22 protein-coding genes and 1 pseudogene are annotated in these 19,006 nt (G+C 58.3%); 14 read left to right on the top strand and 9 right to left on the bottom strand.

Features of this window, described 5'->3' with window-relative positions; genetic code table 11:
- Positions 1-115 precede the first annotated feature (115 nt).
- Positions 116-577 carry a hypothetical protein gene (locus U9970_RS07630; protein WP_322763718.1) on the top strand — a complete coding sequence of 154 codons (462 nt, stop codon included), beginning with the start codon at positions 116-118 and terminating at the stop codon, positions 575-577.
- 30 nt (positions 578-607) lie between these two features.
- Here U9970_RS07630 and U9970_RS07625 read toward each other — a convergent pair whose 3' ends face one another.
- Both U9970_RS07625 and U9970_RS07620 read right to left on the bottom strand, forming a co-directional pair.
- Positions 608-976 carry an AbrB family transcriptional regulator gene (locus U9970_RS07625; protein ID WP_322763717.1) on the bottom strand — a complete coding sequence of 123 codons (369 nt, stop codon included), beginning with the start codon at positions 974-976 and terminating at the stop codon, positions 608-610.
- A gap of 45 nt (positions 977-1,021) precedes the next feature.
- Positions 1,022-1,714, bottom strand: coding sequence for a thermonuclease family protein (locus tag U9970_RS07620; protein WP_322763716.1), 693 nt, complete (start codon positions 1,712-1,714; stop codon positions 1,022-1,024).
- 108 nt (positions 1,715-1,822) lie between these two features.
- Between U9970_RS07620 and U9970_RS14280 the strand changes: the two genes are divergently transcribed.
- The 8 genes from U9970_RS14280 to U9970_RS07585 all read left to right on the top strand — a co-directional run bounded on the left by U9970_RS14280 (position 1,823) and on the right by U9970_RS07585 (position 6,690).
- Positions 1,823-1,921 (top strand): hypothetical protein, encoded by a 99-nt coding sequence (locus U9970_RS14280; RefSeq protein ID WP_407653025.1) that lies wholly within the window; start codon positions 1,823-1,825, stop codon positions 1,919-1,921.
- Between the two features lie 74 nt (positions 1,922-1,995).
- Positions 1,996-2,220 (top strand): hypothetical protein, encoded by a 225-nt coding sequence (locus U9970_RS07615; protein ID WP_322763715.1) that lies wholly within the window; start codon positions 1,996-1,998, stop codon positions 2,218-2,220.
- 46 nt (positions 2,221-2,266) lie between these two features.
- Entirely contained in the window at positions 2,267-2,566 is a 300-nt protein-coding gene (locus U9970_RS07610; RefSeq protein WP_322763714.1) for an NUDIX domain-containing protein, read from the top strand.
- 476 nt (positions 2,567-3,042) lie between these two features.
- Positions 3,043-4,434, top strand: coding sequence for an IS21 family transposase (gene istA / locus U9970_RS07605; protein WP_322763694.1), 1,392 nt, complete (start codon positions 3,043-3,045; stop codon positions 4,432-4,434).
- Positions 4,322-5,116, top strand: a complete 795-nt coding sequence (gene istB, locus U9970_RS07600) for an IS21-like element helper ATPase IstB (protein ID WP_322763696.1) — start codon at positions 4,322-4,324, stop codon at positions 5,114-5,116. Before istA ends, istB begins: the two co-directional genes overlap by 113 nt.
- Before the next feature lie 792 nt (positions 5,117-5,908).
- On the top strand, positions 5,909-6,172 hold the full coding sequence (locus U9970_RS07595; RefSeq protein ID WP_254961981.1) for a BrnT family toxin: 264 nt from the start codon (positions 5,909-5,911) through the stop codon (positions 6,170-6,172).
- The gene (gene brnA / locus U9970_RS07590; RefSeq protein ID WP_255017176.1) at positions 6,159-6,413 is read left to right on the top strand and encodes a type II toxin-antitoxin system BrnA family antitoxin; all 255 of its coding nucleotides are present in this window, start codon (positions 6,159-6,161) and stop codon (positions 6,411-6,413) included. Before U9970_RS07595 ends, brnA begins: the two co-directional genes overlap by 14 nt.
- Positions 6,414-6,480: 67 nt before the next feature.
- Positions 6,481-6,690, top strand: a complete 210-nt coding sequence (locus U9970_RS07585) for a hypothetical protein (protein WP_322763713.1) — start codon at positions 6,481-6,483, stop codon at positions 6,688-6,690.
- Here the strand turns inward: U9970_RS07585 and U9970_RS07580 are convergent.
- Positions 6,687-6,899, bottom strand: coding sequence for a hypothetical protein (locus U9970_RS07580; protein ID WP_322763712.1), 213 nt, complete (start codon positions 6,897-6,899; stop codon positions 6,687-6,689). The two genes, U9970_RS07585 and U9970_RS07580, sit on opposite strands and share 4 nt — an antisense overlap.
- A 169-nt stretch (positions 6,900-7,068) precedes the next feature.
- On the opposite strand from U9970_RS07580, the gene U9970_RS07575 reads away from it, so the two are divergent.
- Positions 7,069-8,637, top strand: a complete 1,569-nt coding sequence (locus U9970_RS07575) for an IS5 family transposase (protein WP_322763711.1) — start codon at positions 7,069-7,071, stop codon at positions 8,635-8,637.
- Between the two features lie 128 nt (positions 8,638-8,765).
- Here the strand turns inward: U9970_RS07575 and U9970_RS07570 are convergent, their stop codons facing one another.
- The gene (locus U9970_RS07570) at positions 8,766-9,005 is read right to left on the bottom strand and encodes a hypothetical protein (RefSeq protein ID WP_322763710.1); all 240 of its coding nucleotides are present in this window, start codon (positions 9,003-9,005) and stop codon (positions 8,766-8,768) included.
- On the bottom strand, positions 9,005-9,358 hold the full coding sequence (locus U9970_RS07565; RefSeq protein WP_322763709.1) for a tyrosine-type recombinase/integrase: 354 nt from the start codon (positions 9,356-9,358) through the stop codon (positions 9,005-9,007). The genes U9970_RS07570 and U9970_RS07565 overlap by 1 nt, the downstream gene beginning before the upstream one ends.
- A 39-nt stretch (positions 9,359-9,397) precedes the next feature.
- Between U9970_RS07565 and U9970_RS07560 the strand changes: the two genes are divergently transcribed.
- Entirely contained in the window at positions 9,398-11,098 is a 1,701-nt protein-coding gene (locus U9970_RS07560; protein ID WP_322763708.1) for a potassium/proton antiporter, read from the top strand.
- A gap of 3 nt (positions 11,099-11,101) precedes the next feature.
- Here the strand turns inward: U9970_RS07560 and U9970_RS07555 are convergent, their stop codons facing one another.
- Positions 11,102-11,296, bottom strand: coding sequence for a hypothetical protein (locus U9970_RS07555; protein WP_322763707.1), 195 nt, complete (start codon positions 11,294-11,296; stop codon positions 11,102-11,104).
- 112 nt (positions 11,297-11,408) lie between these two features.
- Here U9970_RS07555 and U9970_RS07550 point away from each other — a divergent pair, with 112 nt between their 5' ends.
- The 3 genes and pseudogenes from U9970_RS07550 (at position 11,409) to U9970_RS07540 (ending at position 13,243) form a co-directional block, all read left to right on the top strand.
- On the top strand, positions 11,409-11,681 hold the full coding sequence (locus tag U9970_RS07550; RefSeq protein WP_322763706.1) for a galactose oxidase: 273 nt from the start codon (positions 11,409-11,411) through the stop codon (positions 11,679-11,681).
- A 327-nt stretch (positions 11,682-12,008) separates the two neighbouring features.
- Positions 12,009-12,190 (top strand): annotated as a pseudogene (locus U9970_RS07545) (A/G-specific adenine glycosylase); the annotation flags it as partial.
- Between the two features lie 39 nt (positions 12,191-12,229).
- A complete protein-coding gene (locus tag U9970_RS07540; protein ID WP_322766068.1) occupies positions 12,230-13,243 on the top strand; it encodes a carbohydrate kinase family protein in 1,014 nt (337 codons plus the stop codon).
- Positions 13,244-13,549: 306 nt separating this feature from the next.
- Here the strand turns inward: U9970_RS07540 and U9970_RS07535 are convergent, their stop codons facing one another.
- From U9970_RS07535 to U9970_RS07525, 3 genes are all read right to left on the bottom strand, one after another.
- Entirely contained in the window at positions 13,550-15,502 is a 1,953-nt protein-coding gene (locus U9970_RS07535) for an alpha-amylase family glycosyl hydrolase (protein WP_322763705.1), read from the bottom strand.
- Positions 15,503-15,720: 218 nt separating this feature from the next.
- The gene (locus U9970_RS07530; protein WP_322763704.1) at positions 15,721-16,596 is read right to left on the bottom strand and encodes an HAD family hydrolase; all 876 of its coding nucleotides are present in this window, start codon (positions 16,594-16,596) and stop codon (positions 15,721-15,723) included.
- A 23-nt stretch (positions 16,597-16,619) separates the two neighbouring features.
- Entirely contained in the window at positions 16,620-18,758 is a 2,139-nt protein-coding gene (locus tag U9970_RS07525; RefSeq protein ID WP_322763703.1) for an HAD family hydrolase, read from the bottom strand.
- Positions 18,759-19,006: the final 248 nt, after the last annotated feature.

The following is a 19,006-nucleotide window of genomic DNA, read 5'->3' as shown; positions in this document are numbered from 1 at the left end:
CCAGATGATCGTTGATGATCTGGCCTTAGTTGCCAGCGTCAGCCACCTCGTCCCTCAACCAAAATCCTTCAGAGCTCGGGCTTCGTCACCGAGCTTTTTCGTGCAACCCAGAGCTATGGCTGACCTCTCCCAGATTCACCAGGCCCTGGTTGAGGACTACCGCGAGTCCTTTGTGATTGCAGCCGGCCAGCTGCTCGCCCAGCCCAGCTGGAACCTGGAGGCCACCGTGGTGCTGATGCACCTAAACAGCGGCGGGGTCACGATCGGGCCGGTACGCAGCCTTCCCCTATGGCTGGAACACCTCTCGCCTGAGCTCGATGTCTTCGTGCGGCTACAGGAGCAAGGGGTGAACTTTGAGGATGCCTATGCCCAGTGCCTGGCCGAGCAGGGGCAAGAGTTTGTCGATGCTTGCGAAACTGCCAAACAAAACAAGCCCCTGGTCACCCACGACAACCTGGCCGAGCTCACGGCTCTCTCCCAGAAAGGCTTTGCCCGGGAGCCCCGCGAGCTGCTGGCACTAGCCCAATGGTCCGACCATGTCAGCGGCTTTTTGGTGTCCTGCGAGCCTTACCGCTGAGTAGAAGGAGAAGGCTTCCAGCTATCAGGCTCACTCCTCTTCTGTGCTGCCCAAAGGAATCAGCTTGATCTGCTTTTTGCCCAGCTTGATCTCGAACTCATCGCCTGGCTTGAGGTCGAGCACGGCTGTGTAGGCCTTGCCCACCAGCAGGTTGCCGTTGAACTGGATCTTGGTGGTGTAGCTCAGCTTGCGGCCACCTTTGCCCGTGCCCCGGCCGGCGCTATCGGTGCCGAGGCTTACACCCTTGGCACCGAGCAGGGCCTCATAGAAGGATGTGAAGTTGAGGCGCTCCGTGCCATCTTTTTTGGTGCTCACATAGCCGCACTCACGAACGAGCTCGGACTTGGAGACATCGCCTAGTTCCTTGACCTTGGCGAGTAGTTCGGGGCCGGTAAGCATCTGATCTTTGTCTGATGTTCAAAAATACCGAACTCAGATGCTGTGTCAATCCACTAGTTCAGCAGGCAAACCTTTGCTTCCGCAGGCTTCTCCGTCCCCGTTTCCATCGAGATAGCTGTGCCCCTGGCGCAGCAGCTCCTGGGCTTTGGCAAAGGAGCTGATCTCACTGCACCGGTAACGGCGGCCCCCCGGGGTGGTGCCATCTGGGATGACCGCTGAGCGGCGACCTCGCCGGAAGTCCCATGGCCTGGTTATGCCGCCCGGCACCTGCCACACCCCTAGTCGGGCGCGACTGGCGCGATCTTCTGCTGCTAGGTAAGCCTTGGCATCACAGCCGCGCAGGTACTGGCGGTAGGCAAAGGCTTGGCCGTCTTCCACTAGCGCCAGGTTTATATTCACGCCGCTGAAAGCCTCGGCAACTGAGCGGCCGTAGCGATCGGTGGTTTTGATGTTGAGGATGACCTCGCGGCCGATGGGCAGGCGCTGCTGCAGGTAGCTGCGACCCTGCTGGCCGTGGGGGGTCTGGACGGTCTCAGGTGCATCGATGCAGGCAAGCCGCACGGTGAGAGCCTTGCCGGCCTGGCGTACCCGGATCGTGTCGCCATCTCCGATGGAGAGCACAGTGGTCTTGACGCCCTGAGCGACTACCTCCGCTGGCCAGGCCATGGCCGCCAATGCCACCACGCCCAGCAGAAACTTTCTAGCCATTGCCGGAGTTTGCACCGGCAGCCTTTTCATGCTGTTCCTGCATGACCTGGATGCAGCTAGCTGATTCGCGCCAATCTGTTCGCCGTCATCAGCGCTGATCCAGCGATCCTCACCGAGGCCGAGCACCGCAGGGAGCTGATGCGAGATGAGGCGATCAAGCTCTGGGCCCAGAAGCGACAGGAGGGTTGGCGGGCGTGTCCGCCGCAGTGGATCCCGCAGAAGCCGCTGCGGGCCTAAATGGCGCCACCGCTGCCGGTTCCGCCCGCCAACATGGGTAGACCCGTGATCAAGCTGTGCTCCTAAACCCCTTCTTGCCGTTCAGCACGGCCAAGGTGCTGAGCCTCAAGGCCACCGTCCTGCTGCTGCTCACCCTGCTGATCAAGGCAAGGGTGCAGATCGTGGCCGGTTCGGCCATCGGAATCTTTCTGTTGCTTCTGCAGACGCTGGTGTTTCTCGCCATCAGCGGTGGCCTGGTGTTAGCGGCCGGCGGTGCTGCGATCTACGCCAAGCAGCGGCGCCGGACTGCTGCGGACTGAGGCCGCGCCATGGCCGTTGAAGTGGCCCTGGCGATGCTGCATCGGGATGGCCGCTGGCTGCTGGGGACTGTTTGGCGGGCACCTCGATCCGGGCGAAACGCCGGAGCAGGCGCTGCGGCGGGAGCTGCTGGAGGAGATCAGCTGGCAGCCCATGGTGGTGGAGCTGGTGATGGTGCATCACATCCACCGCCGCACGGCTCATGTGTTTCAGGCAGAGCTATCGGTGCCGCTGGAGCAATTGCAGCTGCTGGAGGGACAGGACATGGCCCTGGTAAGCCCAGAGGAGATGCTGGCAGGCTCGATCTGGAGCACCAAGCTCGGCAGCCATCGTCCCCTGGCCGATTGATTGCTGGAGGTAATGCAACACGTGCTCACCCAGCAGACTTGAAACACAACAAAGCCCGGAGCTTTTGCCCCGGGCTTTTGCCTGCTTAGCCGTGGTTTAGTCCCAGGGGTCGGGCGCAGCTGCGCGGTCGTTTGCTCGTTGCAAATCAGGCGATCGACACCTGTCTTCTCCGGCTGTCCGCCGACAATGAAGTTGGCCGGTCGGCGACAAGCTCGTTGGCCGGTGGGGTGAGTGCTGGAGATCCTGGTGCCGATGCGCAGGGACCAGGGGATGCCGGCACCACTGACCAGTCACCAACGCAACCTGTACATGACGAAACGACGAGGTGGCAGCAGCCAGGAGGCTGCTGCCGCAGCGGCTGGCATCTCAGTGCGCAGCGCCCGCCGGATTGAGAGGAACCGCTGCAGCCCAGCGCGAACCAGCTCCGTGGCCGCACTCGGCCCGATCCGCTGGAGGGTGTCTGGGAGGAGGAGCTAGTGCCGCTGTTGCAACGTGCGCCAGCGTTGACACCGATCACTCTGCTGGAGCACCTGCAGCGGCAGAAGCCCGATGTCGACTGGATTCCTCTGCAACGGACCTTGCAAAGGCGGGTGCGGGAATGGAAGTCGTTGCATGGCCCGGATCCAGAGGTGATCTTCCCTTTGAGCTACGAGCCCGGCGAGATCGCCTTCTGTGACTTCACCCAACTCAAGGGGGTGGAGGTGACGATTGCTGGCGAGGCGTTCCCCCATCTGCTGTTCCACTACCGCCTGGCCTGGAGCGGCTGGAGCTATGCGCAGGTGGTGCAGGGCGGCGAGAGTTTCGTCGCCCTCTCCGAGGGTTTGCAGAACGCCCTGGCATCCTGCGGTGGGGTGCCAGATGAACTGCGCACCGACCGGTTGTCGGCGGCGTGCCGCAACCGCAACGGCAGTTTTTCAGCCGATATCACCCGCCGCTATCACGCCCTCTGCAGTCACTACGGCCTGGCCTACAGCCGCAACAACCTGGGGGTGGCGCATGAGAACGGCCGTGTGGAGAGTCCCCATGGCCATCTCAAACGGCGGATCGAACAGGCGCTGCTGCTTCGTGGCAGCAGCGATTTTGAATCGCTGGTGGCGTATCAGGACTTCCTCTCTGGGGTGATCGAGCAATACAACCGACCGCGGCTGGTCCGGCTGGAGCAGGAGAAACCGGCGCTGCGGCCCTTGCCGCCGTTTCGCTTTGCCGATTACGACATCGAGCAGCTCACGGTGCGGCGGACCAGCACGATCGAGGTGCGCAGGGTGGTGTATTCGGTGCCGCCGCGGCTGATCGACCAGCGGCTGACGGTGCGGATTTTCCACGACCGGCTGCAGCTGCTTCTGGGCAGGCAGGTCGCCTGCGAATTGGCTCGGCTCCATGGCGGCATCGAGCGCCATGGGCGGGCCTGGAGCATTGATCTGGAGCATCTGATCGATGCGCTCAGGCGCAAACCCCGGGCGTTGCTGCACTGCCGTTACCAGCGGGAGCTGTTCCCCGATGAGCGCTGGTGGCAGCTGTGGCAGCAGCTGCGCGATAGCGGTGATCGCGACGCTGCCGCTCGGCTGATGGTCGAGGCGCTGTATGTCGGCTGCCGAGTGGCCGGCTACGAGCCGGTGCTGGCCTGGCTCGAGAAGGCCCACCAACGACAGGGGCTGTCGCTGGCGGCGCTGCAGCAACGCTTCCGGCTGCCGCCCCATCGCCCCCACCCACCGCAACGCATTTGCCAACACTCGCTGCAGAGCTATGACGACCTCCTTGTTCTCCATCCCGCGGCCCCAGGCGGCGGAAGCCGCCCTGCCAATCCTGCTGCGGCAGCTGCGGTTGGCATGGATCCGCTCCCATTGGCAGAGCATCGCCTCGCAGGCTGAGGCGGAAGGCTGGAGCCACAGCCAGTTCCTCTATGCCCTGTGCGAGCAGGAGGTGGAGCAACGCCAGCAGGCCCGCCAGCACCGGCTGCTGCGAGCGGCCCATCTGCCCTGGAGCAAGGCCCTGGCGGACTACGACCATGGCGGCCGGATCGAGGCCGACCAATGGCAGGAGCTGGAAGCCCTGAGCCGCCAGAGCGAATGGCTGCAGCGGGGCGAGAACGTGCTGCTGTTCGGCCCCAGCGGTGTAGGCAAAACCCACCTGGCGGTCGGCATCGCCCTGGCGCAGATCGGTCTGGATCAGGCCTGCCGCTTCTACCCGGCCACGAGCCTGGTGCAGGAGCTGCAGAAAGCCCGCGCCGAGTACAACCTCCCAGCAGCGCTGGAGCGGCTGGATCGCTACCCGCTGCTGCTGATCGATGACATCGGCTATGTGCGGCGGGACGAGCAGGAGAGCAGCGTGCTGTTTGAGCTGATCTGCCACCGCTATGAGCGTCGTTCGCTGCTGATCACCGCTAATCAGCCGTTCACCGACTGGGATGAGATCTTCCCCAGCAGCTCGATGACCGTGGCGGCGGTGGACCGGCTGGTGCACCACTGCCACATCATCGAGATCAGCGGCGACAGCCACGGCCGCGCGCAGGCAAGCCGGCGCAGCGGCGGCCAACAGCCAAAGCAGCCATAGAGAAGCGGAGAACAGCCCGGGAGACTGTCGTCCGGCGACAACCTGGTGCCGATGCCGCCAGACCCCGGCGCTGAGCTCACCGCCGGGGTCTGGCGGCGTCCGCCGGCTCGTGCTCTCCATGGCGAGGTTGAGCGGAGATCACGGTGACCAACCGGCCAACGTAATTGTCGCCTGGTGCCGATCAGAGGAACCCAGTGCTGGCAATGGCTCGGACTGATGGGTGGCTCAGTTTTCGTGTCGCCTCCAGCGTCATCGCCCCCCGGTTGTCGCCGGCGACAACCGGGGGGCGATCAGTTCCCCTCACCGGCCAACTTGATTGACGCCAATCGGCCAAGGGGCTTGACGCGGGACACCCCAACGCCTCCCCCAGAACCAGGCCCGCAGAAGCGGCTCCCTGGCAGCAGCCCCAATCACCTGCGCAGCAAGAGAAAGATCCAAGCCTTGACCCGCTTGATCCAGGCACAATCCAGCAGATCCTCGACACCGTTCGGGGCCTTCCACGCCCTGCTCTGGAGGGGTTCACCAAGGCCTTCCGCAAGCGGTTCCAGGTGCCGGAGGAGGCTGCTTCTATCGCCGATCGGATCTGCCAGCGGCGGCACCATGACTGGATCGAGACTTTTTTGGTGTCGCACCAATAGGTGCGCTTGGCAAATCAGCACCGATAGGTGCGCTCAGCAGAGCAGCACCGATAGGTGCGCTCAGCAGAGCAGCACCAGCAGCTGGCCACCTGAATTGGAAGCAGCAGAAGCGACGCACGTCTTCTGCGCCAAAAAGGTATAGATTTTGAACTCTATGGACTTTGAGTTCGACCCGCTCAAGAGCAAGGCCAACCAGGCGAAGCACGGCATCGACTTCGTCGATGCCCAGGCTCTGTGGAACGATCCCGACCTGCTGGAAATCCCAGCCCGCACCACAGATGAGCCGCGGTTTCTCGTCATTGCTCAGATCCATGGCAAGCACTGGTCAGCTGTGATCACCCATCGCAGCCAGGCCATCCGTCTCATTTCTGTCCGTCGCTCCCGCCTGGAAGAGGTCCAGCTCTATGAACAGTTCTGAATTCGATCGTCGCTTCGATGCTGGTGACGCCGTACTCGGCGCACTCGATCTCGACGCCGCTACTCGGCCCCGCCTGCAGCAGAAGCGCGTCAATGTTGATTTCCCCCTCTGGATGGTCGAGCAGCTCGATCGTGAGGCCACTCGCCTTGGTGTGACACGACAGTCGATCATCAAAGTCTGGCTCGCTGAGCGACTGGAGCACCGCACTGAATCAAATCTGGGCACAGCCGCCGTCCACTGAAGGGCCTCATCACCTATGGCCGATCGGATCAGCCAGCGGCGCCATCACGAATGGATTGAGGCGTTTCTTGTGCAGCACCAGCAGCTGGTGGCCTGAGCCTCAGCGCTGCAGCAACCAGCGCAGCAGTTGGAAGATGCGCGCCTGGTATGTGCAGCCAGAAACGGCTAGCCGCCTACGCGCCTATGTAAATAGGCAGCAGGAAAGCGGCACCAGCCTCGACGCCAGCGAAGTGGTCGACCAGGCGATCGCCGCATGGCTTGACCAGCAAGGCGGCTAGTTGCCCACGAACTGAACCTTCTCCGAGCAGTAAGTGAATAGCGCTTGCTTGTCTGCGGGGAGGACAAGTGGCTCGCTGCTGGGATAGGTAAGCGCCATGCAGGTCTGCAGTGCTTTGCTGTATCTGTGTCTGCCATCAAGCCAGACGCCGCCGACAGCGATCACGTCGCTACACGCCGCGATAACAAATCCCTTGGTGATGTTGTCCATTTGGCAAGCCTAGTAGTCGACACCAGTTCGCCAAGCCGACTATTCGCCTAATTGGGGACTCCTGAAAAAGCCAGATCGACTGCAGCGCAACTTGTTTCAGCGATCGAAACCCGTTAAACTCGCCGCGTACAGAGCAATTGACGATTGCTACAACTGCTGAACGCTGCAGATGTACCGAAAACACCATAACGGCCAGCTCTCAATCGAAGAATTCCATGTGCCTTTTGGCGGCACGTTGGACCCGGACAATCGCTGGGTGCTCTTCTCCAGGCTGGTGCTATGGGAAGAGCTGGAAGAAACATATGCCCCTCAGTTCAATCCCACAACTGGCGCCCCTGCCAAGCCTGTCAGATTGGCGTTTGGCGCGCTATTCATCAAACAGCGGCTTGGCCTGAGCGATGAGGAAACCGTCGAGCAGATCCGAGAAAATGCTTACATGCAGTTTTTTCTTGGCTTTGCGGGCTATTCCAGCAAGTCGCCATTTGATCCATCGATGATGGTTCATTTCCGAAAGCGATTCTCGGAGGAGGATCTCAAACGGATCAACGAACTCATTGCCGAACGAGGTAAGGCCATGGTGATCGAGGCTATGTCCTCACTCCCAGATGACAACGATTCTGACGACCCAGGCGCTGATGCTGTCAACCAGAAATCACTGGACGACTTCGTGAAGCCTGCAGATTGGCCAGAGGACAAGAACTGGGGAACACTCACCATCGATGCCTCTTGCACGCCAGCCGACATCACCTATCCGACTGATCTGAAGTTGCTGAACGAAGCAAGGGAGTCGACTGAACGAATTATTGATGATCTGTGCGACCAGCACATGGACTTTCGCAAACACCGGCCACGATACGACCGCGGTAAGGCACGTGCTGTTTTCCTTAATGTCGCCAAACAGAAGAAGCCACGCCGTCGCAAGATTAAAGCTGCGATACGCCGCCAGCTCGACTATTTGCAGCGAAATCTTGATACCATTGATGCCTTGATCGTTGCTGGGGCAGGGCTTTCGGGCCTAAAGACACATTGGTGGCAGAAGCTTCTCGTGATCAGCGAGCTGCACCGCCAACAAAGCATCCTGCTGTACGCCAAGACGCGCAGCATCCCCGACCGCATCGTCAACCTAGTTCAGCGACAGGTTCGTCCCATTGTTCGCGGCAAGGCAAGAGCTGCTGTTGAGTTTGGCGCCAAGATTAGTGTTTCCGTGCGCAATGGCTTTGCCTTCCTGCACAGGATCAGCTGGGATCCATACAGTGAAGGTGAAGACCTGATTCCACAAGCCAAGAAATATAAGCACGAACATGGCTGCTATCCCGAGCGGATCTGGGCCGATCGCATCTATATCACTACCAAGAATCGAAACTTCTGCACCAGGAACAACATACGCCTATCTGGTAAGCGATTGGGCAGGCCGCCGAAGGATCCCGAGATCAATGCGGCTCATAAGCAACAGCTCAGTGCAGACCAACGGAGGAGAAACGAGGTGGAGGGCGTCTTTGGATCAGGGAAGCGGAAGTATTCACTACGGCTGATCATGGCTCGGCTGACTAAGGGTGCAGAAACCTCGATCTCTATGGGGTTTCTGGTGATGTGCGCTGAGAAGATCCTGAGGCTCCTCCGCCTCTTTTTTGTCACTATCTTTGCTTGGTTTTACTCCTGGCAATGGCCAGGCTCCTCCTGGGTGGTCCTCAGGAACATTTGCCTGCTTGAGACAGTCAAATCTCCTGTCACTGCATGACCGAGTTTTCGAGCTGCCTGTCCTCCTTGGTCTTTGGCCGCACTCGAGGAGGCGCAGTTTTCTTTTTCAGGAGTCCCTAATTGCATAGGCGCTTACTGTAACAAGCGTTTCGACGGCTTGGTGGTTAATTAAAAGCCCTGAGGTGGGGGATCGCCGCGCCTGCACTCAGCCTTGAAACTTTCAAGCAACAGAGGATCCGACTTAAATCTTTTATTGACGGCTGCCATGTTGTTCTGGACGCACCTATCTATTTGGTAGGCCTGATACTTTTCATAAAGCCATGCGCCGCCAATAGCAATCGCAACACAACCTCCAACAACAGTAATTGTGCGGGCAGCAATGACAAATGTTTGGTTCGGCTTGTCCATCAGCCAAGTCTCAGAGAGCTTGAGTCTGCTGGATTGGCGGCCACATGGGCACCGGTGGTTGCGCTGCTGCTGTGAACAAGCGTCGACTGCAGCGTGAACAAATCGACGCCGCGCCGGATCGCTTGCGTTGCGTGCGTGTGGCGCAGCTTGTGCGGGCAAAGGTGCACGCCGGCTTGCTGGCCCCAGCGACGCATCCGGTCGGAGATAGCTTGCCGCGTCATGTGGCCGTCAGTGAGCGGCGATGGAAACAACCAAGCATCGGCTGCGCTGCGGTCATGCTGAGAGCCGCCCAACACCAGTTGGGGGTTCACGCAAGGAAGTGATGCGCCTGACTGAGTGCAGTTGACGCTCATCTGAGCCAACCTCAGACGGCCTGAGCCGGCGCGGAGCGCATGTGGATCAATCTGGCGATGCTGCTGGCAGGCGTGCTCCTGCTGCTGGGCATCGCCTCCAGCAAGTTCTCAGCCCGGATTGGCGTGCCCGTGCTGGTGCTGTTCCTCTCAGTGGGGATGCTGGCGGGCTCGGAAGGCCTGGGCCGGATTCCTTTTGAGAACTACAGCCTGGCCAACAGCATCGGCAGCGTTGCCCTCACCCTGATCCTGTTTGACGGCGGCCTGCGTACGTCGATCACCTCGGTGCAGAAGGTGTGGAAGCCAGCCCTGGTCCTCTCTACCTTCGGTGTTCTGCTCACCTCGGTGATCACAGGCCTAGCGGCCGCCTGGGTGCTCAAGCTGCCTCTGCTGCAGGGGCTGCTGGTGGGCAGCATCGTCGGCTCCACCGATGCGGCAGCGGTGTTCTCGGTGCTGCGCAGCAGCGGCCTCAAGCTGCCCGAGCGGCTGACCTCCACCCTCGAAGTGGAGAGCGGCTCGAACGATCCGATGGCGATCTTCCTCACGCTCGGCCTGATCGGCGTGATCACCGGCACCGCCGATTCGCCCCAGGCGCTGCTGTTGCTGTTTGTGGGCCAGTTCGGCGTGGGCACCCTCGCCGGGCTGCTGACGGGGCGCCTGGCCACCTGGTCCATCAACCGCATCAACCTTGACTACCCGGGTCTCTATCCCCTGCTGGCCCTCGCCTTTGGCCTGGTGGCATTTGGGCTGGCGGCGGTACTGGGCGGCAGCGGCTTCCTGGCCGTCTACATCGCCGGGATCGTGCTGGGTAGCAGCTCGATCGTGTTCCGGCGCGGGATCTTTTCCTTCCACGACGCCACCGCCTGGTTGGCTCAGATTGTGCTGTTTGTGATGCTGGGGCTGCTCAGTTTTCCAAGTCGCCTGCTAGCGGTGGCCTGGGAAGGGCTGCTGATCGCCCTGGTGCTGATCCTGGTGGCCCGCCCCCTGGCCGTGTGGGCTTCCGCACTGCCGTTCCAGTTCCGGCGCCGTGAGATCACCTTCCTTTCCTGGGTGGGGCTCAAAGGTGCGGTGCCGATCACCCTGGCCACTTTCCCGCTGCTGGCCGGCGTGCCCAAGAGCGGTCAGATCTTCAACGCGGTGTTCTTCGTGGTGCTGCTCTCAGCCCTCACCCAGGGCTGGTCGCTGCCGCTGGTGGCCCGCTGGCTGCAGATCGGCCGGCCGGCTGATCCCACCCCCGCCCTGTCGGTGGAGATCAACGCCTTGCGCCAGGTCGATGGCGAGATCCTCGATTACACCGTCAAGGCGCGAACCCACGTGGCCGGTCAGAGGCTGCGTGATCTGGCCCTGCCCGATGGCGTCGTCGTCTCGCTGATCCTCCGTGGCCGCGAGGTGGTCATGCCTCGCGGCACAACGCTGCTCATGCCGGGTGACCATGTTTTCGTGGCGATGCAGATCAAGCTGGAGCCACTGCTCAACAGGCTGTTTGAGCCCGACCCAGAGCCGCCTGAGCTTCCACTCGATCTGCCGCTCAGTTTCAATTCAGACACCACAGTCGAGCAGCTCTACGGCTTTTATGGATTGCCCCTGCCGCTGGAACTGGCGGGTCCTGCGGCAGCCGAGAGCTTGAGCTCCCTGTTGGCTCAGAGCACGTCGCGTGGCGGACGCAGCATCGGCCCCCTCCACATCAAAGCTGGAGCTGATTCTGAGCACATCACGGTGAGCTGCACCGGTCTGCCCGCCTGAGCCTCAGCGCTGCAGCAACCAGCGCAGCAGCGACAGGCCGATGATCAGCCCGATGCCGGTGTTCCAGAGCCAGGACGGACGCTCGGCCAACCGTTGAAGCCAGGGCGGCAGCTGCTCACGCCACTGCTCCATCGCCAGCACCGCCAGCAGCAGCAGGATCAAGGGGATGCCGATTGCCAAAACGAGTTCGCGAAGCATCGGCACCTCTCCTCTGACTGAACCGTATCCAGCTCCAAGCGCCGCGACAGCCAAGCGCCTTCAATCGTGCTAGTACATGCGTATGCATTAGCCATGACTCATGGGTGTCCCGTTGCCCCGGCCAGCGGCTCTGGCCGCCAAGCTTGAAATCCCGATCGAGGAGTGGCCCTACCTCGATGAGGCTGTGCTGCTCAAGACCCGCAGCCGCAAGGTCTGCATGACCTGCCACTGGTTTAGGCATCACGCCGGGGTGAACTGCATCCCGGTGCTCACCTGTCAGCTGCACCAGGGGCTGATCGCCCATGGCGAGCACCTCACCAGCCGCTGCCAGGGCTGGACCGACGGCATGACCCGGCAGCAGGGCTGGGCGCCGGAGATGGCCTGAGCACATGCTGGGAGCTGGTGGGCTGATGGGTATCGGTGAGTGGTCCTCCGATGCTGACAAGAGACTGGGGCTCCCGTATTCTCTAGGCAACCGAAACCAGCGCTGATCGGATCAACCTGAAGTGTCACCACGACGGGATCGATCTCCATGGAGATGGGCCCAGGCTGCCGTCAGGGCGACTGGAACGGGCCTTGCTTTGTAGTCGCGTCCATCACTTGGCCAGTGCCGCAGCAACGCATTCACCACGATGACAGGCGCAGGCTCGCGGTTGATCGCCCCATGGGGAAGCCCTGGTGGAGCCAAGCATCCTGATTGATACGGGAGAGCGAGGAGTTAAACATGCTCGAAGACGCCTACAGCCACAAGGGCCTGCGCTTCGTGGTGCACCTGTGCACCTAGCTGAGCGGTGAGCCCCAGCCGCTGGAGTCCCAGCAGGACGGTTGGGTGCGGCCTGAGCAGCTTGGGGTGAGTTTCACGCAGCCAACGCCCGGATCATTGCGACGCTGCTGAAACTGCTTCATCTTGATACGAGCCTAGCGAGCAGGCCCTTGCCCTCTTCCACCTTGCCACCCCAGGTCCTGTGTCTTGGGGAGGCCCTGGTGGATCGCCTCGGCCCCCTTGGTGGTGATCCGGCCACCGATTCGCCCCGGGATGACCACCTCGGTGGAGCCCCCGCCAACGTGGCCTGTGCCCTGGCCCGTCTGGGCACCCCCAGCGCTTTTGTGGGCCGACTGGGCCGCGATGGTATCGGCCAGGCGTTTGCCAAGTTGTTTGCAGAGCGAGGGGTCGACACCAGTTCCCTCCAATGGGATAGGACCCGTCCCAGCCGGATCGTGCTGGTGCGCCGCGATGCTGCCGGCGATCGCCAGTTCGGGGGCTTTGCGGGGGATCGGGGCTACGGCTTTGCGGATCAGGCGCTCGATCCCAGCGCGTTGCCTGCCGCACTCGGGCCCCTGCTGGCGAAGGCGCGCTGGTTGCTGGTAGGCACCATCCCGCTCGCGTCGCCCGCCGCGGCAGCAGCCCTGCAGTTCGCCTGCCATCAGTCCGCGGCGGCCGGGATAGGCCTGGCACTTGATGTCAATTGGCGCCCCACCTTTTGGGATCCGGCTGCTGATCCCGCCAGCGGACCCACGCCGGCCCAGATCGCCGCCATCGCCCCCCTGCTGCAGCAGGCCGCACTGATCAAATGCGCTGCTGAGGAGGCTCGCTGGCTGTTTGGCAGTGACGACCCGGCGGTGGTGTGCGCTGCCCTGGCGCAGCATCCGGATGTCGTGGTCACAGACGGCGGGGCGCTGCTGCGCTGGTGCTTCGCCGGCCGTAACGGCGAATTGCAGGCCTTCCGGGTACCGGTGGTCGACACCACCGGTGCTGGCGATGCCTTCATGGCGGGGCTGTTGCACAAGTTGTTGCAGTACCAAGTTCAAGGCGCGTCGGCGATCCAGCCGGAGCCGATGCTGCGCTTTGCCAGTGCCTGCGGCGCCCTGGTGTGCCAGGGGGCAGGCGCCATTGATCCCCAATCCAGCGCCGATGCGGTTGAGGACTTCCTCGCTAGCCAAGCCTGAGGCGCTTGGGTTGCTCAGAAATGACTGCCCAGGTTGGTGCACTCAGCGAGAGCTGGCGCCCCGCCTCGGGGTTGTGGGAACCAGGCAGGCGCAGCTTGTTGGTGGAAAGGTTCGGTTGGATCATGCCTGCTGAGACTTCCCTTAGGCAGTGCACTTTTACGACAACGAGCGATAACTGGTAGAAGCTGGGTCAGCCATTTAAGGAAAACTTTCCAGGACAGATATTCATTTTAAGGATCAAGCAAAGCTTGACAAGCTAGGCACAAAATTAAAAATTGGAGTACAGATTAGATGTTGATGAATGCATCAGTTCTCGCTCAGCCAATAAAATTGCCCACCCTGTAGGGCAATGGAACCTTCGTGCTGGGACGGCTTCATGCCGCTATAGAGATCAACAAACTTAGCACGTGGATTGATGCCATATCGGCAATAATTCTCAAGATCCAGATGCTGGGGATGATCATCGAAATTTGCCACCACGAAGATCTTTTCAGAGCTCCTCATGGGGTTGAAGCGCAGATAGCAGAGCAGATGCTCATTGTCTGAGTGCAAGAGCTCACGGTTATTAAAATCGGCAAAAGCCGAGATTTCTTTGCGTATAGAGATCATCCTCTTCATTGCTGTAAAAATGGTGTATTCCACAGTGTTACGCTGATGCCGGAGCGTCGCCTTCTCCCAGTCAATCTTTGAACGATGCACCCAGCGGTTATCATTGGCCTTACTAGGGTCACTGCTGTAGCTATAGTCATTGAGAACGCCTAGAGCGTCGCCGTTGTAGAGAAGAGGTATCCCCCCAAACGACATAATCACGCCGTTAAGAAGCAGAATTCTGCCAATGGCGACATCTATTGCGGCTTGATCAGAATTCTCCAAGGCAGACTCAAGTCCAGCCAAGGAAGCTAGAGAACCGCAGATTCGTGCATCTCCGGTGTAATCATTACGCATGAAAACCATCCCCCTCGGACCCTGGTCATACTTGCCACTAAAGTAGTCAACAAGGAACCTTCTATGCAGATTCGGCACATAACCTACAGCCGCAATATCACGATCATCAAAGCCAAAGCCAATATCATCATGGCAACGCACGTAGGTTAGCCAGGTGGCACGCTCCAGCTTGGATGGGAGGCTCTTAATACCCTCCCGCAACAATTTCGAATTCTTGGTTGCAATTCCATCCCAAAGCAAGGCCATAAGCGTTGAATTATAAGCAATTTCGCATTCCTTAGCAACAATCGCATCTTCTCCAAAATACTTAGCGAGTTCACTGGGTGCAACAATAGCCTCAGCAATAAACAGAACCCCGGGAGCTGTTACTTGGCAACAGTCCTTAAGTAACTGCAGGATGAGATGCGCTTTTCTCTCATTCTGACAGGTTGATCCCATCTTTTTCCAGAGGAATGCAACGGCATCGAGGCGCATAATATCAACACCCTGATTGGCCCAGAACAGCACGATCGCCAGAATTTCAATGAAGACTTCCGGGTTGCTATAATCAAGATCCCACTGATAGTCATGGAAAACCGTCATCACCCAGCGCCCCATCTCCTGATTCCAGGTAAAATTTCCCGGATCGGTTTCTGGAAATACCTCCGGCATCCCCTGCTCGAATACATCGGGTACCGAACGGTCTTCAAAGGTGAGATAATAGCCTTGATAATGAGGATCACCTGCCTTGGCCTTAAGTGCCCACTCATGCTCATCCGACGTATGGTTGAGAACGATATCAAGAACCAATAGGATATCGTTTTTCCTGAATTGTTCCGATATTTTTTGAAAATCAGCTAAATCACCGACCCTACTATCAATCTCTCGAAAATTGCTGATTGCGTAACCGCCGTCACTCTTGCCAACTGGGCAACTTAGAATCGGCATAATATGTACCATGTTTATGCCTAGCTCCTGAAAATAACCAATTTTATTGGCAAGGTCTGCCAAGTTGTCAGCAAAACCATTAGTATAAAGCGCCATTCCTACCCACTTCTGCGAAAGAAACCAATTATGATCCTGCTCACGCTTCATATCCAACCGCTCGGACTCCTCTGAGCGGTAGATATAGCCTTCGGCCATAGTTTCAACCAGTCGGACCATCTGTGCCTGGAAATCTTCACGCATGCCATAAAGCGTGCTGAACAAAGAGTGAATGGCATAAAAATTAGCCCCAAGCCTGGTATAGAAGTGGCGGAGATTCTGGCGCCTGATTTCCGGCCTAAGATCATCCAGGATCGAGTTCAAAAGTGAATGAGAAATCTGTTCGTACATCAGGAAATCGAAAGCTTGACAAAGAGTATTTATAGAAAAGACTGGCAGCCAACCCGGCTGGCATGATAGCCTCCAAGCTCAGTAGCGAGAAGCATGCCCCGAACTGTAAACAGAATCACCAGCCAATGAGAGCCTATAGGAAAGAATACCAGCTGAAGGCATGCAAGGAAATATCACAAGAACCACAACATCCATCAAAGACGAATCCCAATCAAGGGTCAGACAATCCAATCTATTGTTTCGGGATGATAATGAGCTAATCCTTCTAGAATCCCAGCGCTATAATTACCATTCATGCCCAGAAAATCTCCCTTGGCAATATATAAGTATTCTGCCGTATTGTGAAGCCGCGAACTAGTTTCGGCCTCTCTGATCACCTCTGGATGGGCGTTGGCGACTAGCACCGAGGGGACTGAGCTGACAAGAACTGGAAGATCATTGCCACTATCACCCGCAAACACTGTGTTGGCTGCAGGAACACCCAGTTTTTGCATTAGGAATTTCACAGCATGTAACTTAGTGGCCCGCTTGGGCAATACATCGAGGAGGCCCAGCTGCGCCTCCTCATCAACGCTATAGATCAAACTTGAACAAGCCCCCAAATCCTTGAGCCTGGCTTCGATCTCCAGCCGAAGCGCTATCAGATCAAAACCCAATGGCAGGTAGTAACTCAACTTATAGCGACTCTGGCGAGCAGGCTCCTGAATCACAAGACCATCGAGGGAGCTTAGGGCTTGAGCGATCTGACTACTACCAAGACCAGGCCAGTCAAAGGCGATTTTTTCCTGCCAAGCGCTGGAATGGATCCAGCCAATTGGATTCATGACATCTCCCTGACCACTTCTCTCTGCCAGATCATTGAAGCTATAAAGACTGCTGCCCACATCGCCGATTACCCAATCGGGAATGGGAATGGAAAAGTGCTTTATGGCCTGCTCAACCAGGCCTAGATCTCGACCCGACACATAGACCAACGTGACATTCGGATGGGATGCCACCGCCGCAAAACGTTCGCGGGCGAGGGGTGACTCATTTAGATCACCGTTGGGTAAAAGCGTGCGATCAAGGTCTGTACATATAAGGAGTTGGGTCATAAATAAACAGGATTAACTACTACTCAGAAGAACCCGTAGTGGTTGATTGCCTCAAGGATTCCCCAGGCATGAGCGCCATTGGCAAAGTAAACCTGCTCATTTTCACTCAAATTGGACAGCTCTTCCTGGTGACGGTTGGATACCACTACGCCAAGGGTGTTGCCACGTAGCATATCGGCATCTCCCCCGGAACCTCCCGTAACCAGGGTGCGATCAAGGGGGATATTGTATTGGTTGGTGACATAACGCAGAGCCTGGCCTTTAGATGCTCGCGCCGGAACAATGTCGAGGTACTGGCCAAATGACAAAGTCGCATTAACCGAGAGTTCCTGTTGCCTGAGCAAGCCGAGAATCTCGTCCATAGGAGGAGCGATCTGGGCATCATAAAAATAAGACACCTTGAAGCGGCTCTGACCGCTCTTCGGTTGGGGCGACAGCCCTGGTAACGATTCCAGCACTCTACGCAGGACCAGGGGGGTCCAGGAATGATCAATATGATGACTCCAGGCGATATCTGCAACTAATTCTGAGGTGTAATAAATTTCCGTGCCCAGGCTGGTGATCAGCACATCGGGAGTGGGAATGCTATTACGTTTGAGAATGGTCAGCACCGAATCCAATCTCCGACCAGTGGCGATACCGAAGAGAAATTGGCGGCGATTGCTTCTAACTACATTAGCGAACTGCTCGAGCGCTTCGGGATCACCAAGAAGCGTATTGTCGATAGCGGTGAAGAGAGCACGGTTCCGGTAGGTGCTGAATTGATGGGTCGAAGTAACCTGCGTTAGTGGTTTTCGCTTGGATACCAGCGTTTGCAGCAAAGCCAGGTAAGACTGGGCATGGGCATCCCAGGAGTAAAAGCGGGAAATGTTGCGCAGGCCATTGCTGGAGAACTCCTGCCAACGTGCCGGATTCTGAAGAATGGAAAGCAAGGCATCAGCGATGGCCTCACGACCGAGCGGATCCACTAGCAGGCCGTTCCCGCAGTTGCCGATTATGTCCACAGGTCCACCATTCTCGGTGGCCACAAGGGGCAGGCCACTGGCGGCGGCCTCAAGCAGGGTGAGTCCGAAAGGCTCGGTTAGAGCTGGATTAACGAAAACACCCTTGGACGCCGCTGCGTAGCGATAAATATCAGGAACATCCTCAGCAGAGTGATGCTTGGGGAGTGCTACTAGTCCGTACAGTTCATAAACATCAATCACCCAAAGCAATTCGGTCAGCACCGATTGGACTCCATCGTTGAGCTCACGAATATCATCACGATTGCCGGCAACAATCACAAGATTGGCTAGCTTCTGCAAGCTCTTGTTCTGGCCAAAAGCCTCGAGCAGCGAAACGATGTTCTTGCGTTCATCGGGCCGTGAAAGAGCCAGAATCATCGGCTTGGCCGGATCACGCAAAAACAGACTGAGCTTGCTTTGAAAAGCTTGTGATATAGCTGGCTGGCCCTGGATTACTGGATGGAACTGCTCGAGATTGATTCCAGGCGGAATCACCGCCATCTTCTCGGGTGTGTAATAATCATATAGCTCATATTGGCTTTCAATTTCATTGCGCGTGCTTGTTATGACCAGCTCGGCGCAACTCAGTATATCTTCTTCGGCGCTGATTCGAGCCTGCATGTGATATCGCTCTTCAATCTGCTCTATTCCCATTCCCACCGCAAGGAGGCGACTGTACTTGTCGTGACCTAGGGAATGACCCGTATGCACCAATGGCAGACCAGTGTGATTTGCAAGACGTACGCCAACGTAGCCGGCATCGGCATAGTGGGTATGGATTATATCTGGTAGGCGTGGCTGCTCACTAAGCCAGATACACAGATTGTCGGCAAAGCTATCCATATGGGGCCAGAGCTGCTCCTTCGGGATGTATTCTTCTGGACCGGCCTTGATGCGAACTATCCGAGAATTCGCGGATAGCTGCTCAACCGGAGCTTTGTAATCGATACTGACAGCCTCATCAACAATCAGCCGGGTCACTAAATCAATGCGCTCAACTGCCACCTGCCTGGCCAAAGATTTGGCAAGCTCCACAACATATTTTGTCTGCCCTCCAGTATCGGCGTCTCGCCCGAGCTCGAGATTATGGCCTCGGATTAACCCATGCACACTAATAAGCAGAATATAGAGACCTTTGGGGCTAACCGTCGCTACCATAGTTTGGTGGAGAAGAATAACTCAAGCAAGCTTGGCAATTAGCTGGCATGGACGTCGAGGTTGCTCCCTAAAGCCGCCAACACGCTGATACAAAGACCAAAGCTCAGGGGCGCTGCATGCCTTGGCATGCATGCAGTGCATCGCCGGAGGGGCACGCGCAGTAGCGCTGGGATGCAATCTTTCTTCTAATCATTCGGCTTGCGTTACATATTCAGACTCTATCAAGCTTTTGTCCTGTTGCAGAACTT

It is taken from the genome of Cyanobium usitatum str. Tous (genome assembly GCF_963920485.1).
GTDB classification, from domain to species: domain Bacteria; phylum Cyanobacteriota; class Cyanobacteriia; order PCC-6307; family Cyanobiaceae; genus Cyanobium_A; species Cyanobium_A usitatum_A.
Note: the sequence above shows the minus strand (reverse complement) of the source record. Positions and strands in the feature narration are given on the sequence as shown.